The following is a 16,855-nucleotide window of genomic DNA, read 5'->3' as shown; positions in this document are numbered from 1 at the left end:
TCCCCCCTTCAGGGGTTTCTTTAGAGATGACTCAATCAAGGAGTCACTACGAAAGTTTATATGATTTACATTTTGCAATCCCCTTAGTTGGCCCCTAGACCCGTCCATAACCATTGTTGCCTGGGTAACATCCTCCAGCCTTGCCAGTGAGGTATTAATGTTTGTGACTGAGTTACTGACTCGGGACTAGAGTTTTTCTGCAGGGCTGACGAAATCGAAATAACGCCCTTATGGACAAAATCAAATAAATTTAGGACAAAAAAAATGGACAATATAGCGTTTCTTAAGCGACTGAGGTTCAGTTTTGGAGGGCCACTCGCCCGTTTGAAGAGGAATTTAGGGACAGGGATTGGATCTCAGGAGACCGAAAAGGGCCCTATTCAATTCCCAGTAGAAGAAGCGATCCGCCAATGGGGTGAACCCTTCTGCGCCTACCTTGCACTTTTTGAAGACTCTAAGGGAGCGCTGAACTCTTTTGAAAACTCCTATGCCGGGGAATACGCTGATCCCCAGGACTTTGAACGCCACTACCCTGGGGGCCTCCCGGGATCTTGCTTCATCAAATCACCTCACGGGGTGTATGCTTTCCGTAATTTTTTTAACTGATGTGGGGTTTGGGGAGTCATAAGTCCCGCGCTATAATCTTTGACTTAGCGTCGGGATACATAGACTCCCCAACTCAATTGAGTGGGGTTAAATGCCCTTTGAAATTGACATTTACCATTTGAAGTGAGTTGTGATAGAATATTGCTATAATTATCAACTCCACTTACTGAATCTATCCTGATAGTCCAGGAGGACAATACTTGTCAGGCTGTGGGCTTCTACAGGTCTGGAAGACCTGTATTTTGGAAAGCCTTTATAACTTTTCAACCATCGTCAAAGCGGAAACTGCTGCCTTTTTTGAAGCAATCGGATCCGGGAGTTCTAGTTGTAATGAATGAGGGAACTCTCGGGCGGCAGTATCCCGGGCGCGAGCTTGTTTAAGAAAGAGTTGGGCGCGGATTTTTTCTAGGGAATTTGTGGCCTGAGTTAACTGTTCCTCGGCTTTTTTTAACTCGGCATGAGCTATTTCGGGGTCAATGCGATCGCCTCGTTCGGCATCATTGACTAAAACGGTCACAATATCCCCTTCAATTTCGGCAAATCCTGCCTTCACAAAAATCGGAATCCAAGTCTTTTGGTAGCGGATTTTCATGACTCCGACTTTAATAAAAGTAACCATTGCCACATGACCACATAAAATGCCGACTTGACCCGTACTTGTGGGCAAAATCACCTCGGAACTGGGAGCATTCCAGACTGTTTTTGAGGGAGTGATGACATAAACGTTCAAAATCATAGGAGTTGGAGGGGTATTATATTGATGAGCAGATGATTTCAACGTTCTCGGGTGTCAACGGCGATATTATAACGTTTTTCTGTGTGGGCCGGGGAATTCAGTCTGGCCCGAAAATGTCTACTCTCTCTGGACAGAGTGGCGATCGCCTCGTGGGATCCATCGAGGCGGATCCAGACACTCCACCGGATCCCACTCAACCTGGATGTCTCAACTTCGGTTTAATTATCCCCCCTCCAACTCAGGACCCCCCGACCCGGACCACCCCGGCTGCCGGGGATGGAGGGGATCCAGCCTGGGCTAAAGGTGAGATGACTCGAAATGTTGCCTCATCAAGTTGACGGGAATGCTGGAAAAGATGCCCGGACCCGTCTGAGTAGCTTCCTGGTGATCTGATAGGATAGAATATAAACTCTTATCGCACTATCCATCGAGGCTGGTTTCCCCCTCAGTTCTGGGGTGAAGGTTGTTAAAAATTTTAACGGCAACCCCTGGATTGTTTCCCCATAAAATCCCACAGAGCACCTTTCAATTAAGGAAATAATGTCTGCCTGGGTCACCGCTGCTGGATTTACCGATTTAGTCTAAATGTGGCTCATTTGACTCATTCTCTATTTTGAATTGAAAGTCAACCCTTGAAAGACTAGAGTCAGTGTTAATAATTATGAAGAGTCCTCATTAATACGGAGTCAGTTCATCTCAAGGGTTGAAGTCAACCGGGCAAAGAAAGGGGGCAAGTGCCCTCGGATCATCAGGAATAACCCCAGGCGGAGGGATTACTAAGGGCAAATTTGCCCTTAGTAATTCCTTAAAATCTCTCCGTAATTACTCTTGAAATTGGTGCTTTCATCTTTTGGCGGGTCAAAACTCTACTGATACTTTAGATAGATTTTATCCCGTTAATTGACTAAAACTATGCGAATTTAGTTTACAATTGAAGCATAGGCTATCTTTCTGGAGGACTGACGGGAATGGAGTAGACACTCTCAGGTAAATCTTGAGAATAGCCCCAGGCTTGAACCGTCTGGGAGAATAGTAAGCTCTCAACTTAACGGTGCGATCCCGTTTGAGCGAAGCTCGAACAGTCAAGATATTTTATTCTGAGACCTCTTTGGGAAGTGGGGTGATTGAACGCAAATTTTTACTTAAAATTGCCGGAAGGAACCCCTAGATTAACAATAGATAGATGCTTTATTAGTTAGCTGACTCATCATGAGTCCCATTCATACCCTTACAATAAACTGCTATGAGAATTTTACTGGTGGAGGATGACGAACCCATCGCCCAAGCACTTGTAACTACATTAAAACACCAAAACCATGTTGTAGATGTAGCGACGGATGGCTTACTAGGCTTAGAATTAGCCGAAGCCTGTGACTATGACCTGCTGTTGCTGGATGTCATGCTACCGAAACTAGATGGAATTAGTTTATGCCGGAAGTTACGCAGCTTAGGCTATCAAATGCCCATCCTATTGCTGACGGCGAAAGACAGCACAGAAGATAAAGTTAAAGGCCTCGATGCCGGGGCGGATGATTATCTCGTCAAACCCTTTGATTTACCCGAACTCACCGCCCGAATTCGGGCCTTATTACGCCGGGGAACCGCGCCTTTACCCCCGGTGTTAGAGTGGGGACCTTTACAACTTAATCCGAGTAACTGTGACGTTACCTATCACAACCAACCCGTCACTTTGACCCCGACGGAATATCGCCTATTGGAACTGTTTATGAGAAACAGCACCCGGGTTTATAGTCGCAGTGCGATTCTGGATCATTTATGGTCCTTTGATGAACCCCCCTCGGAAGATACCATTCGCGCCCATATCAAAGGGTTGCGGCAAAAACTTAAATCCAGCGGTGCTCCGGCAGATGCGATCGAAACGGTCTATGGGTTGGGGTATCGACTCAAACCCCAGAGTGAGGAGAAATTGGTGCAAACGCCTCGCATCCTGATGGCGGGGTTCCCGGACGAGTTGGGGTTTTGGTTGCAACAGCGCCTGGGAAATGCGGTGGTCCGGGTGACCCATACGGGAGAAGATACCCGAACGGAACTGAGCGATCGCCAATGGTCCTTGGTCATTTTAGATCAACAGTTGCGCCATCCCTCCCCGGCAGAACTGCTCAAACAGATCAGCAACAAAGTGCCTTCCGCCCCCCCCATTCCGGTGATTTACTGTGGAGTAAAAGGGGTAGAAAGCTACCTCTTAGCACCCTCAGGCAAAGGGAAAAAACCGAAAGAACCCCGGAATAGCTCAACCACACAACAGCAGTCGGACACCCTAGAACGAGTTACTTCCTTTCTCTATCACCCCTTGGATGGGGAGGGACTCGCTCGGGAAGTCGCTAAACTCCTGAATCTGAACTTATCAAACCCCCAAACCCCGGCGAAACAGGATCCAACCATTGTCGCGGCCATTGGCAAAGTCTGGGAACGGTTCAAAGACCGGATTGCGGACCGAGTAACGGCGATCGAGCAGGCAACCCGGGCCCTGGAAGATGGCGAACTGCCGCAAGAATTGCACGCTAAGGCCAAACAGGAGGCGCACAAATTGGCGGGGTCTTTAGGGACCTTTGGGTTGACTCAAGGTTCCGTGATTGCGCGGCAAGTGGAGGAGTTGTTGCACAGTCCCACCCTGAATTCCACCCAATCGACGGATCTCACGGCATTAGTACAGGCCCTGCGATCGCAGATTGACCATGCGCCCATCGAGAGCGATCGCCGGGGGGCAAGTCCCCTCAATGATTTGCCCGTGCTCCTGATGATTGAGAGTGACCAAGAACTGTCCCAACAGATTGGAGTGGAGGTCAAAGGGTGGGGAATCAAGGTGGTCAACAGTGACTCGATCGCCTCCGCTAGAACGGCGATCGCCGATCGCCGTCCCGATGCCGTCTTATTAGATTTATCGGCCGAAGACACCCTCACCATCAACCCCAACAATAAAGAAGAAGGACTCACCTTACTCTCGGAACTCGCCAATGGGTTCCCTCCCCTCCCCGTTCTCGTCGTCACAGACCAAAGTCGGGTAGAAGACCGCTTAGAAGTCGCTCGACTAGGAGGCCGTGCTTTTTTACAAAAACCTGTGAGACCCGCTCAAATCATGGAAGCGGTGTTCCAGGTTTTGCAGGGAGTCCAGACCACGGAAGCTAAAATCATGGTCGTGGATGATGACCCCCAAATCCTCTCCCTGGTTAAACATTTCCTCGAACCTTGGGGCATGAAAACGGTCACCCTCTCAGACTCCGATCTCTTCTGGGAAACCCTAGAAGTATCATCCCCGGATCTGCTGATTCTCGACATTGAATTACCCCATCTCAACGGCATTGAACTCTGTCAAGTCGTTCGCAATGACCCGCGATGGAACAGTCTGCCGGTCTTATTTTTGACCGCTCACACAGGTCCGGATATCGTGCATCAAGTGTTTGCTGCCGGTGCTGATGATTATATTAGTAAACCCATTGTCGGCCCGGAACTGGTCACCCGTCTCCTCAACCGTCTTGAACGCATTCACTTACTGCGAAACATGGCCGAAACTGACCCCCTGACCGGGGTGGCGAACCGGCGCAAATCCATCACCGAATTCGACAAGTTCCTGCACCTGTGCCACCTGCATGGACAACCGATGTGTTTGGCGATGGTAGACCTCGATCGCTTTAAGCAAGTCAACGATCTCCACGGTCATGCAATGGGAGATGCGGTGCTCCGGCAAGTTGGCAAGCTCTTACTTCGCACCTTTCGCAGTGAGGATATCGTCGCTCGTTGGGGCGGAGAAGAATTTGTGGTGGGAATGTATGGCATGAACAAGGAGTCCGGGGCCAAACGCCTAAGTGAGTTACTCCAAGTCCTCCATGCGGAACCTTTGGTGATTGGGGAGGAGCGTCTATACCTCACCTTTAGTGGGGGGGTGGCTCAGTATCCCGAAGATGGGACAACGGTGGATACCTTGTATCGCTGTGCGGATCAAGCGCTCTATCAAGCCAAAACTGCCGGTCGCGATCGCATCATCGCCTATCATCATGAAGGGGAACAAATGGCGGATTCTACCGAAGCGAGTTGATACCGCCCCTGATGGCAGCCGAAAAAAACGGCGGAGGTTTAACCCCCCGCCAGTTCTTTAGCTGTATCAGTCACTCCCCAAAATTTAAGATTGCGGCGTGGAATAGCGATCAAACCAAGACTGATAGGTATTGCGAAACCGTTCCTCTTCCACCACCAGTTCAATCCGCACTTTTGCACAACCGTTCGGTTGTCGCTTGGAAATTTCTTCTAAAATTCGGGCAGCAATTTCCGGGGAGTGAAATTCTCCGCTGACTCGGTTCATTCCTTGCCCTTGTGGGAGGACCGACGCGGTAGAAGTGACTTCGGGCGCTTCATCGGATACCATGCGATATCCTTCGCTCTCACTTAAAATAATTTCGGTGAGTTTTTTATATTCGGGACTGACTTGCTCAACAATTAACTTTTCCCGACGGACAGGGATTTCAATCATCCGGGTTTCAATTTCTTTCCGGACAACCACCTCACCGACTTTCCGCTTCTGGCGATTCACCACTAATCGTTCTTCGTGTAAGGGAATGTTACTGGCAATTACTTCTTTGCGGGTCTGCTTAAAGTCCGCTAAGGAACTCTGGGAGTCGATTTGATGCGATCGCGCCTCAATGGCGATCGTCCCTGGACTCCCGGGAGAGGGAACAGACTCTACCCACTCTCCGGGTAATTCTGAGGGGTCAATTTCGCCATTGTAGACCGGGGTTTGATATTCCGGGAGGGCGGCAAAGTGTTGTCTCGTGAGTAAGACAAAAACGGTATTCGTAGCATATTCTATTTTTTCAATCAAATCGCTACTCACTTTCACCAACCGACCGGGGCGATCGTCTACCAGAGATACAATTAAGTTGAGTTGGTTCTCCGATTCTACGGTTAAATCCATGACTTGGCCCAGGGGTTGCCCTTCGGAATCGCGAACTGTAAAATTGAGGAGTTGACTTTTTAGGTTATCCAATCGATCGGTCAGTTCGCCCTCACTTTGAGCATACCCCAGGTTATCCCCTCTCCCTCTTACTTGATCATTCATAGCGTGACTGTTCCTTTAGTGTTATTTGAAAAATTTTGACGAAATTTTAAAACCATTTTTAGTCAATCTACCTGAGCCAAAAGCCTTGTTATACTTGGCTTTTGACTCAGGTTAGATGAGGAACCCTGGTGATGGGGTTCGGTTTCCTACCACCAAGGTCTGTTCAGATAAGAAACCGGCCCGATTCCCCGGTTTAGGGGGTCGGGCCGAGATGTTTACCCATGCCCGTCTGTAGTGAGAAGGGAAAACCGGCTCTTACTTGCGGGGGCGTCGTTCCACCACGGGTTTACCTTCGGTATCCACTTGTAATTCTTCCCGACGAAGGGTTTCTTGACCTTCTACCATGTCGCGTTCGACTTCCTTATGGATTTCGACATTTTCGCGGACAAAGGCTTCTTTATGGATGTCAGCGGTTTCTTCGTACACTTCGGCGCGTGCGATTTCGCCTTCTTGGAAAGTCGCAGTTCCGGGAGCCACAGATTGGGCATCGCTCATGCCAGCACTGGTGCGTTCAATCACAACCCGCTCTTTCTCTACGGGAACAGCAGCGCGAGCGACTTCAGTTTCTACCCGCTTACCAACCGTAACTTCTCCGGCTTTGTAACGGTTCTTGTTAGCAATCAAACGTTCTTCATAGAGTTTGATGTTGCGGTGGTCGGTATCGTTGCGATCGTAAAGATGAGGTTCTTGATCGTAGTGGTAGCTATCGGGAGTGCGGGTAGCAGCCGTGGATGCTGCGGGGGTTGCTGCTGCGCCGGTTACCGCAGTGCGATCGCGGTAGACATCGCGCACACGCTCTTCATACTCGTAATCGACCGGTTGCAGTTCGTCATATTCGGGCAACTGTTCGGCTTGATTTTTGTCCACTAAGCCGATCGCATAAATCCGTCCGGCATCATAATCAATCCGAGCTGATCCGATGGGAAGCAGCACTTTTTTACCGAAGATCCAGAACCCTGTATCAACAACCAGATAGCGGAAACGTCCCGTGTCATCTAATAGAATGTCGTGAACCGTTCCGATTTTTTCATCGGTTGTACCGGCATAGATATCCATTCCTTTAATATCTGTACCGCCAAAAATTTCGTCTCGATAGTTGGGATAAAAATCGTGAATTTTCACTAAAGCCATGATAAAAATGTATCCTGCATTCGTGTTTACGCTTTTATTCTAAGTAAAATTGTTCCAAAGATACCTCTACCTCCGGGGAGATCTATTCCTTCAACTTCTGAACGATTTAAGAGTGAATTTTAACCAAGAATAAAAAAACCACTGTTGAGTTAATTTACTTAGCTAAAGTCAAGATTTAACCTCTTTCCCGGGCGATCATTGATTAGCCCGGATTCAGCGGTACAACAAAGGGTAATTCCGGGTTCTATTGCATCTATCCGATGAGGTATTTTTAGAGACATTTATCAAATATTTTCTCTCTCTTAGGACATCAACACAAAGTAAGGGGAGTTACTCAGGGTGAGTTTCTCGCTCACCCTTATATCGGGTTCTGAATCCACGAACATACCATACCCCTCCTGGGGAAGGGCATTTTTACAGAGAAGGAGTCACTGCCATGTAAACAAACCGCAAGACAAAAATAGCGGCTAAAATCCATTGGGTGAGAGTGGTTTCTCGGGCTTTGCCTTGAAACGACTTGATCAAGGGATAAGCGATCGCCCCCACCGCTAACCCTTCCGCGATCGAAAAGCTCAACGGCATCACCAAAATCGTTAAAAATGAGGGAATGGACTCTGCCGGATCATCCCAGCGAATTCGCCTCACATTCCCCGCCATCAACACCCCCACAATTACTAAAGCCGGTGCCGTAGCAAACCCCGGGACAGATTGGAACAACGGAATAAAAAAGATAGATAACACAAATAACAAGGCAGTAGTCACCCCGGTAAACCCGGTGCGACCCCCTTCCGCCACTCCTGCTGCCGACTCGATATAAGTCGTCACCGTAGAAGTTCCCAGAATCGCCCCGGCAGTTGTGCCGATCGCATCCGCCATCAAAGCTTCCGTCGCCCGAGGTAGTTCTCCATTTTCCCGAATGTATCCTGCCTGGATACCCACCCCCGCCAAAGTACCAATGGTATCAAACAAATCCACAAACAAAAAAACAAACGTAACGGCGATAAAATCCCAGAAATTGGTCGCCCTAATCCCTGCCAAACCGGCGATCGCCTGTCCGAACAAATGTGCGGGAAACGCAGGAAATGCCACAATTCCCTGGGGAGGCGGTGCAACGCCCAAAATCCAGCCTAGGATGGCAGTTGCCAGAATCCCCCACAACAGCGCCCCGGTGATGCGACGCGCCACTGCTGCACTGGTAATCACAATTCCGGCGATCGCCACTAACGTTGCCGGTTCCCGCAAATTACCCAACCCCGTAATCGTCACCGGGTTCGCTACAATAATTCCCGCCCCTCCCGTTGCCGGATCTCCAGACAGGGCAGTATAAGCTAAAAAGAATCCAATTCCCGCAGCAGTTGCGTGTTTCAGGCATTCCGGAATCGCTTGAATAATTTGGTTTCGCACCTTGGAAAGAGTGAGAAGAATAAACAAAATCCCTTCGATAAAAATGGCAGATAGGGCAACCCGCCACTCAATGCCTAAACCAATGACAACAGAAAAAGCAAAAAAAGCATTTAATCCCATCCCGGGCGCAAGGGCAAAGGGATAGTTTGATGTTACTGCCATCACTAACGTGGCGATCGCTGACGAGAGTGCGGTGGCAATGACTAACTCCCCAAATAAATCCCCGGAACTCTCTAAAAATATCCCATTGGATAAAATTGCTGGATTCACGGCTAAAATATAAGCCATCGTCATAAACGTAGTCACTCCAGCAATGATTTCCGTGCGAAAGTTCGTGTGATTTTCTCGAAATTTGAAAAATCGGGCAATCGCCAGTTGGAAATTCTGATTTGGGTTAGGGGGAATCGCATTGGGGCGATCGTCTGGATTCATCTTCTTTAGTCTCCCTCAAAAAAAGAAAATCAGCCTCCAGTCTAAAGGACCGCCCCATCCGATACTGCAACTCCCCATACTTTCCCCATTTTTATCCCGGAATTTCCCCTTTTTTAAGAAAGACAACCCGGTAAACCGGCTCATTTTTATCTAGGGTTGACTGTTCTCGTTCTGTTGCTACTGGCAGCGGATTTTCCGGCAACCAATCCGCGTCCCCTTGCCGTTCAAAGCCGGGATGTTCTGCAAAGCGATCGCGCATTTCTACCGCCACCTCATGAACATCCGATTGCAGAAAAACCATCCCCCCCGGGACAAGATACTTGGCCACATTTTCCACTAATTCCGGTTGAACCACTCGCCGTTTTTGATGGCGCTTTTTAAACCAAGGGTCGGGAAATTGAATCGAAACCCGGTGCAAAATCCCCGGAGGTAAGCTCTCAATCAAGGGAGCAAAGGCATGATTGATATTGCAAAAAATAAAGTGTAAATTGCTTAATTTCTGTTCATCCCGTTCCGCCAGTGCCGTTTCTACTAAAGGCTCGCGGATTTCAACTCCCAGAAAATTACAATCCGGTTCTTTCGCCGCCATCTGTAATAAAAACCGTCCCCAAGCACAGCCAATATCTAAATGCAAAGGTTGGGCGGGATTGGTATAAATTTGTGACCACGTTGGGGGTACAATCGGGGTTTGATAGGCATAACTGAGGGGATTAACGTGCTGTCGGACTCGTACTCGAACCAATCTAAAGACCTCCTAGAAAATTAGGCAATGGGGAGTATAATTTTATCGCATTTGGGTTCAGTTTGCCAAGTGGTGCAATCTTTTCAGGACCGGGGAAATCGGGATAAAAACCCAAGTTTATAGAAAAAATCTGGAGTAATCTGCCATCAAATTGTAGGGTGGGCACTGCCCACCTTACTCCTTACGGTGGGCAGTGCCCACCCTACAATTTCTACTTTTTTTGGGAATTTCAGCGGATACAAATCCCCTAGAAACTGCTGAAAAAATTGGCAAAGAAAGTATGCAAGAGTTCTTCATGAATCAAGGCGCGATCGACAATGGCTTGAATGGAGATATCAGAAAGGGGTTCACCATTGGCATAGTGTTCTATCCAAAGTTTACTAATAATATTGGGGTCTTCGGGGATATCAGCTAATTCCCAACCGGGGAGTTCTAATTCAGCCATGAGTTGAGTCACTTTCGGATCATAACTAATGGCAAAACAGCGACATCCTTCCGCAGCAGCCATAATTAAACTATGTAATCGCATTCCGATGGTCATTTCTACCCCGCGAAACAGTCCTTTGAGTTCCCGGGGGTCTTCGAGCATAAATAGATGATTGGGACCGGGAAGTTGAGCTTGAATGGATTGAGCGATCGCCAAATCTTGAGACGCTTGAAACGGGACCAATAACAGACAGGTATTTGTGGCTTTTTGAAAGGAAATTAAGGCACGAGTGAGAGTGTCTAATCGGGCGGGAGTTAACAGGGGATGCGATCGCAAGTTTACCGCAACCCGAGGGGCGGGTAAATCCCACAACCCGGGAACGGGTTTCCCTTCTAACGCCCAAACCGGATCCGGTGCCATTGTAAAGGGAATCTGCCATTCGGCGAGTAAAGCAGCAGAACCGCGATCGCGCACACTCACCCGAGTGCATCGAGAAAAAGTCTGTTTCGCAATCTGGCGGGTGAAGGGGCGTTTTAAAGGACCGACCCCTTGTCCCCAGGCGATGGTTTTCAATCCCAGTCCCTGCGCCAATCCCATCAACCCGGCATAATATAAGGGGCTCACTGCGCTGGTGACATCTTGGATCAAGCTACCTCCCCCCCAAATAAACACATCCGACTGCCGCAGCACTTGCCAGACAGAAAAGGCAGACATCCGATTGTAGGCAGCGACTTGGTAGCGATCGCGAGTCTGGGGGGGATTACCCGATAGCACCACTGGGGTGACCCCTTCCGGCAGCATCTGCAATAACGAGGCTAATAGTGCCTCATCCCCGGCATTCCCTTTTCCATAATATCCACAACAGACTGCCCGAATTGGCCCCACAATCTTCCTCCTGTCAAACTCGGCAATGGATTAAATTTTCTGCGCTTACCTCAATAACAGGATTAACCCATCACTCTTGTCAAGAGGTTGGAGTCCTGCCCAATCGGGTTAAAATAAAACACAACAAGGGCTAATGCCTATTGTGTTGTCTATTTTTTACCGATTAAATTCATGCACGCCCTCTCTATTCCCACCTGGATGATTCACATTTCCAGCGTCATTGAGTGGATCGCCGCCATTTGGCTGATTTGGCGCTATGGCGAATTCACGGGCGATCGCTATTGGCGAGGATTATCCTTTGCCATGCTTCCAGCATTGGTGGGGGCGATGTGTGCTTGTACCTGGCACTATTTTGATAATCCCACCTCCTTAGATTGGTTGGTAACCCTACAAGCGACGATGACGGTAGTGGGAAACTGTACCCTCTGTCTAGCTGCTTGGTGGATTTGGCGATCGGCAAAACTTCAGGACAAATCTCAGGATTCTACGTTAATAGAGGAGAGTCAGGAACCGGCGATCGGTCCTCAGAAATAATACAATCAACCCGGGGGAATCCGTTAACTAACTCCTCGGAATTTTGTAGATAAAATCAACAACTTTTTAAGATAAACCGATGATTTCTAAAGATACTTTGTTTGCGGTTTCCCTATTTCCCTATCTGGGATTTTTATGGTTTATGACTCGTTCGGGGAAAATGCCCCGGTTAGCATTGATTGGGTTTTACGGCACTTTAGTCTTTGTTGCGGTAACCATTCCCACGGGGATTTATGCCCTCAAAGTCTATCACCAGTCCTTAGCCAATGTGGATTTGTTACATGGAGGGGCGGAGGTGTTTTTGACCCTCTCTAACATTTTAATCGTGTTGGGATTCCGGCAAGCACTTGGGCGATCGGGTGAGGAGGGGTGAAGATCGGGGAGATGGGGAGGATGGGGTCCATGTTCGTAGTAACGACTTTAGTCGTTATCTTTCTTAGTTTGTAGTAACGACTTTAGTCGTTTCCGCGTTACTTGGCTTCAGCCAAGTAACGCCCCAATGTCAGGCTCTGTCTCCTAGTTTCCAAGCAGGCAAGGCGGTAGACGCTGAAATTGCTCGTGTTATGGCATTAGCCATAACACGAGAGCAACGACTGAAGTCGTTACTACGAACATCCTCCCCATCCTCCCCATCTCCCCCATCTTCCAATAAAAAAGCCCGCAATCATACGGGCTAAATCAAGAGGGGGAAGTCGGATCTGATTCCGAAAACCCCCCGAGAAGAATAAATGGGTGATTTATTCGGGTGGCAGCAGTGCCATTGGATTGACTGCACCTTGTCCAGCGGTATGGATTTCAAAGTGCAGGTGGGGTCCAGTGCTGAAGCCGGTGCTTCCCATTTCAGCAACTTGTTGACCTTGTTCGACTTGCTGTCCTTCTTGCACCATAATCCGGTGATTGTGGGCGTAGAGGGTAACACTGCCATCAGGATGCTCGATCTCAACCAGATTTCCATAACCACCGGAGTTCCACCCCGCAGTGATAACTACACCAGTGGCGGCGGCATAAATCGGGGTGCCGGTGGGTCCGGCGATATCGATACCTCGGTGCATCCGACCCCAGCGCCAGCCATAACCAGAAGTAAACACGCCATGAGCAGGCCAAATATAGCCATTAAAGGTAGGCGGACTGTCGGGTAGGTAGGTATCCGGAGTTTTTAACGGGGGTAACTCTGGAGAGACTATCTGTCCCACAGCAGGCTGCATCAGGGGTGCGTATGTTTCAGATCCCACCGGCGCTACGGCGACGAGCTGTTCTCTTTGGCGTTCCTGTGCTCTGGGGGCGTTTTCTAAGGTTTCGTTCGGCTTAGGGTTGAACTGGGGATTGATTCGTTCTGATGGCCCAGAAGGGGCAGTGGAAGTGGTCCGAACGGCCTGGGTATTGGGGAGGGTCGCTGGGACGGATTCCCCTGTCGCTTCTAAACTGAGGTTTTCAGTTTTGTATTTTTCGCGAAGTTTTTCGATTTCCACTCGTAAACTATCCACGTAACGGTTTTCGAGCAGCTCGGGTTCGATCGCATGAGCCTGTAGGGACTCAGAGAACGCGCTGCTGTCATCCGCTTGAGCGGAAAGTTGCGGTTGGACTCTCAAAGAGTTTTCGGCGATAGAAGTCTCGTTTTCCGGTTGAGAAGTGGTCTCTACTGCCTCAATTTGGGAGTGTTGACCGAGGGCTTCTTGTTCCCGATACTTTTGCCGCAGTTTGAGAATGTCAGCCCTTAACCCATCAATATGGTCACTTTCATCGGCTTCTGTTTCCACGGAGGGAGCCGCTTGAGCAACTAGGGCTGGGGTTGTGGTCCCCGGGAGCATCTCTTCGCTGACTGAGCGATCGCGAGTCATCGAGTCTGATGAGCTTTCTGGAGATCGAGCCATCACTGAAACGGCGGTTTCCGGAATCGAGGCGATCGCTTCTGATGGTTTACTTGGGGCAGCCAGTGAAAAGGTGGTGTCCGTTGTGATTGGTTTAGGTAAAGCAACGACATCACTTTTTTCTGATGCAGACAGACCCCTTGCTTGAGCGCGGGTGAGGGAACTAAGGTCCCCCGCGATGGGGTTAAGTCCCGGTTCCGTTGGACTCAACGGAATTTTAATCGTCTGATTGACTTCGAGTAAGTCTGGATCGTTGAGGTTATTAGCTTCAACGATTTTTTCTGCGGAGACGCCATTACGCAGTGCGATCGCATCCAGGGTATCTCCGAAACTGACTTGGTAGATGCGCGATGCTGTTGCACTTTCTACGGCAGGAATCGCGATCGCCCCATTCATATCGGGTTCAGCCAGGTCTAACGCCGTGCGATCGTCCTTCTCGGCTTCCTGGAGGCTGGATAACTCAGGCTGTACTGATTCCTGAGAGTTCTCCAATTCGGGGGTCACTAAGGGGACCAATCCAGACGTTTCACCGGAGTTCACTTCCGTTGTAGCCGGTTGGGAATTTTCCCAGGCGTTCCCGGTGGCATTTTCTTCCAAATAGGATTGCCAACCGGGGGAAGTTCGTTCGGAATTGACCTCGGACGGTCTAGCTTCCCCCTCGGGCCTTATGTCCCCGAGTAAGGGTTCGTTTGCTCTCTCCTCTAAGGAGAGGGAGTCAACAACGGTCCCTTCCTGGGACTCTTGACCTTCGACCTGGGGAACTAATCCATAAGGAGCCATTTCCGGCCCGGGGCCGTCGGACTCCTGAGACATTCCCAAGGATGATTCCACAACTGAATTAACCGACTCCTCACCCCACAACTCCGCCTGACTTGGATACAGACCGTTTTCACCGGACTGAACCCCTTCTTCCAGGGACATCCCGGACTCAGGCCGGATTTCGTCTGCTATTTGCCAGCTAAAACTTGCGCCAGCAGGGTTCCCTTCGCGAGCCAATTCCTGTGGGTATGGAAGGGTTGAGTTGACTTCCCCGGTTCCTTCGGCTTCGCCGCGATCGCCTGGATTAGAGGCGACCTGTGAGGGTACCGGACCCTGTTCAGTGAGGGTCCAGGGAGTTGCTTCTTCCTGAACTTGGGGTTCTACAGCAGAGTCCTCTAGGGTTTGTTCTGCTATCTGGGTTCCGGCCTCCTCTGTTGAGGCTGTTTCTGCCTCCAGTGTGGACCAAGAACCGGGATCCGTCGCAGTTGTATCTGCGGCGATCGGTGGCTCTGATGCTCCAGCACCTTCGCCTTGTTGAGGCAGCAATATGCTAGACGCCCCCATCGAAATTGCAAGTCCAATCATGGCTGCCGAGGTGCGAACCTTACGGGGGCCAGCGAGTACCTGTCTAATCTCTCCCACCGTCCGATTGCTATCGGCGGCACAGGATGGAACAGGTTTTACCTTCTGCGGAAATGCTCGTTTCAAAAAAACGACCTCCTAACGACCAGTGCTTAACTGTCTTTTGAGTCAATGAATTTACCACTAGTCTATGATGCAGATCACATCACAGCAGAGACCGAAGTCACTGACAACAGAATGTTACTTAGGCAAGATTACCCTGATTTTCTGTTTTCGACAAGTTGGTATTGTTCACAAAATGTTAACGGGCAATTTATATTCCTTTATCCAGCGCTTCTTTCAGGCTAAATTCACTTCTTCGCTTTCGCGTTCCGTTCTGCCCTGAATGGGAGGAGACAAGCCCCCTGATTCAGAAATAAGCTGCTGTTTGGTGATTATAAGGCATTCAGACGGCAATCCCTGTTTCAATCGCTACGAATCTGGTTGAATGACCCTGTAGCTCCGTTTAGCGCCCTTTTAGGCCCCTTAATTCTAACCGGGGATCAGGAGAAAAACTCGCTCTCGGGTCGCTTTACAGATACCGAAACTCTTGCCACCGTCCGGGTTGTTTCCTGATTTAACAGAACTTGACCCAGACTGGAATTGACCCGACTCCCAATTTCAGTAGATGTACCAAGTTTGGATTTGAGGTGTTTTACCTCAATCCTTCAGATGAGACTTTAAGCAGATTTAACTCTAAAACACAACCGTATCCCTGGAATGATCCCTGTCTTAATTCTCTCCCCCCTGCCCCCTCTGTCTTGCCAAGAGTTTGGGGATGTAAGCCCACCTGCCAAGGGTTTGGAGGGAATTGCCCCCTAAAATTGAATGATGAAATTCTATGGAGGCACGGCGATCGCCCGGTGGAGAGTTCGATATGAATTTCTTATGCGTTGCGGAAATTAAATCTCGGATGGGATCAGGCATTCTCCCCGGTTTCCGTTGCGGTTTCTTCAGTCCTTCTCCAACAGAAAATCAGTCTTGAGGTACAGGACTGGGGAGACAAACCGGGTTCCTGGAGAAATTTTGTCACAATTAGCAGCAAATCCCGGCGATGAAACCCGGTGTCTTGTCCCTTTGTTCGAGTGAATACTCGATCGCAGTCCTAGTCTAGGCAGTCTTTTGTTAGTGGAGTTGACCCAATTGGCGCAGCGCTTCAAATAGCCCTAACGCGGCACTGACGGATAGATTCAGACTGCGGACCTTGGGATGAGTCATGGGAATATAAAGGGTGCGATCGCACTCTTCCAGGAGTTCTGGCGATAACCCCGTAGTTTCTGACCCAAACAATAACCAGTCATTGGGTTGAAACTCAAACTCAATGTAATTATCCGCCCCTCGGGCGCTAAACCCCAGTTGACGACCTCCACCCTGGCGGTGAAACGCCCGAAACGCCGCTAAATCCTCATGGAAGTGAACATCGACATAGGGCCAATAATCCAGTCCCGCCCGTTTGAGATAGCGATCGCTCGTCTCAAACCCCAAGGGACCGACTAAATGCAGCGGCGTCCCCGTCGCCGCACAGGTGCGGGCAATATTGCCCGTATTGGGAGGAATTTGGGGATGAACTAAAACAACTTGAGGCATGGAGCGCGTACCGTTTCTCTATCCAACTCGGTATCCAAGGCGATCGGGGTTC

At 49.5% G+C, this 16,855-nt stretch carries 12 protein-coding genes; 4 read left to right on the top strand and 8 right to left on the bottom strand.

Annotated elements, in window-relative coordinates:
* Positions 1-859: 859 nt before the first annotated feature.
* Complete coding sequence (gene atpC, locus NG795_RS03605) at positions 860-1,342, bottom strand: ATP synthase F1 subunit epsilon (RefSeq protein WP_367287304.1); 483 nt, start codon at positions 1,340-1,342, stop codon at positions 860-862.
* Between the two features lie 113 nt (positions 1,343-1,455).
* On the opposite strand from atpC, the gene NG795_RS03600 reads away from it, so the two are divergent.
* Together NG795_RS03600 and NG795_RS03595 are read left to right on the top strand one after the other, a co-directional pair.
* A complete protein-coding gene (locus NG795_RS03600) occupies positions 1,456-1,680 on the top strand; it encodes a hypothetical protein (protein ID WP_367287303.1) in 225 nt (74 codons plus the stop codon).
* A gap of 905 nt (positions 1,681-2,585) precedes the next feature.
* On the top strand, positions 2,586-5,396 hold the full coding sequence (locus NG795_RS03595; RefSeq protein ID WP_367287302.1) for a response regulator: 2,811 nt from the start codon (positions 2,586-2,588) through the stop codon (positions 5,394-5,396).
* An 84-nt stretch (positions 5,397-5,480) separates the two neighbouring features.
* Here the strand turns inward: NG795_RS03595 and NG795_RS03590 are convergent, their stop codons facing one another.
* From NG795_RS03590 to csaB, 5 genes are all read right to left on the bottom strand, one after another.
* Positions 5,481-6,413, bottom strand: coding sequence for a YsnF/AvaK domain-containing protein (locus tag NG795_RS03590; RefSeq protein ID WP_367287301.1), 933 nt, complete (start codon positions 6,411-6,413; stop codon positions 5,481-5,483).
* Between the two features lie 255 nt (positions 6,414-6,668).
* Positions 6,669-7,544 (bottom strand): DUF2382 domain-containing protein, encoded by an 876-nt coding sequence (locus NG795_RS03585; RefSeq protein ID WP_367287300.1) that lies wholly within the window; start codon positions 7,542-7,544, stop codon positions 6,669-6,671.
* 414 nt (positions 7,545-7,958) lie between these two features.
* Positions 7,959-9,380, bottom strand: coding sequence for an NCS2 family permease (locus NG795_RS03580; RefSeq protein ID WP_367287299.1), 1,422 nt, complete (start codon positions 9,378-9,380; stop codon positions 7,959-7,961).
* 91 nt (positions 9,381-9,471) lie between these two features.
* Positions 9,472-10,122 carry a tRNA (guanosine(46)-N7)-methyltransferase TrmB gene (gene trmB / locus NG795_RS03575; RefSeq protein ID WP_367287298.1) on the bottom strand — a complete coding sequence of 217 codons (651 nt, stop codon included), beginning with the start codon at positions 10,120-10,122 and terminating at the stop codon, positions 9,472-9,474.
* A gap of 247 nt (positions 10,123-10,369) precedes the next feature.
* Entirely contained in the window at positions 10,370-11,434 is a 1,065-nt protein-coding gene (gene csaB / locus NG795_RS03570) for a polysaccharide pyruvyl transferase CsaB (protein ID WP_367287297.1), read from the bottom strand.
* A gap of 171 nt (positions 11,435-11,605) precedes the next feature.
* Between csaB and NG795_RS03565 the strand changes: the two genes are divergently transcribed.
* Positions 11,606-11,968, top strand: coding sequence for a DUF2499 domain-containing protein (locus NG795_RS03565; RefSeq protein ID WP_367287296.1), 363 nt, complete (start codon positions 11,606-11,608; stop codon positions 11,966-11,968).
* A 79-nt stretch (positions 11,969-12,047) separates the two neighbouring features.
* On the top strand, positions 12,048-12,341 hold the full coding sequence (locus NG795_RS03560; RefSeq protein WP_367287295.1) for a DUF3593 domain-containing protein: 294 nt from the start codon (positions 12,048-12,050) through the stop codon (positions 12,339-12,341).
* A gap of 364 nt (positions 12,342-12,705) precedes the next feature.
* On the opposite strand, the gene NG795_RS03555 is transcribed toward NG795_RS03560, so the two are convergent.
* Together NG795_RS03555 and NG795_RS03550 are read right to left on the bottom strand one after the other, a co-directional pair.
* Complete coding sequence (locus NG795_RS03555) at positions 12,706-15,303, bottom strand: peptidoglycan DD-metalloendopeptidase family protein (protein WP_367287294.1); 2,598 nt, start codon at positions 15,301-15,303, stop codon at positions 12,706-12,708.
* 1,038 nt (positions 15,304-16,341) lie between these two features.
* Entirely contained in the window at positions 16,342-16,803 is a 462-nt protein-coding gene (locus NG795_RS03550; protein ID WP_367287293.1) for a tRNA (cytidine(34)-2'-O)-methyltransferase, read from the bottom strand.
* Positions 16,804-16,855 lie beyond the last annotated feature (52 nt).

The organism is Laspinema palackyanum D2c, assembly GCF_025370875.1.
GTDB lineage: Bacteria > Cyanobacteriota > Cyanobacteriia > Cyanobacteriales > Laspinemataceae > Laspinema > Laspinema palackyanum.
This window is presented reverse-complemented; position numbering and strand designations above follow the sequence as displayed.

Coding starts and splice junctions, on each gene's coding strand:
- atpC (WP_367287304.1), bottom strand. CDS start 1,342: ATGATTTTGAACGTTTATGTCATCACTCCCTCAAAAACAGTCTGGAAT.
- NG795_RS03585 (WP_367287300.1), bottom strand. CDS start 7,544: ATGGCTTTAGTGAAAATTCACGATTTTTATCCCAACTATCGAGACGAA.
- NG795_RS03550 (WP_367287293.1), bottom strand. CDS start 16,803: ATGCCTCAAGTTGTTTTAGTTCATCCCCAAATTCCTCCCAATACGGGC.
- NG795_RS03590 (WP_367287301.1), bottom strand. CDS start 6,413: ATGAATGATCAAGTAAGAGGGAGAGGGGATAACCTGGGGTATGCTCAA.
- NG795_RS03560 (WP_367287295.1), top strand. CDS start 12,048: ATGATTTCTAAAGATACTTTGTTTGCGGTTTCCCTATTTCCCTATCTG.
- NG795_RS03600 (WP_367287303.1), top strand. CDS start 1,456: ATGTCTACTCTCTCTGGACAGAGTGGCGATCGCCTCGTGGGATCCATC.
- NG795_RS03565 (WP_367287296.1), top strand. CDS start 11,606: ATGCACGCCCTCTCTATTCCCACCTGGATGATTCACATTTCCAGCGTC.
- NG795_RS03580 (WP_367287299.1), bottom strand. CDS start 9,380: ATGAATCCAGACGATCGCCCCAATGCGATTCCCCCTAACCCAAATCAG.
- NG795_RS03595 (WP_367287302.1), top strand. CDS start 2,586: ATGAGAATTTTACTGGTGGAGGATGACGAACCCATCGCCCAAGCACTT.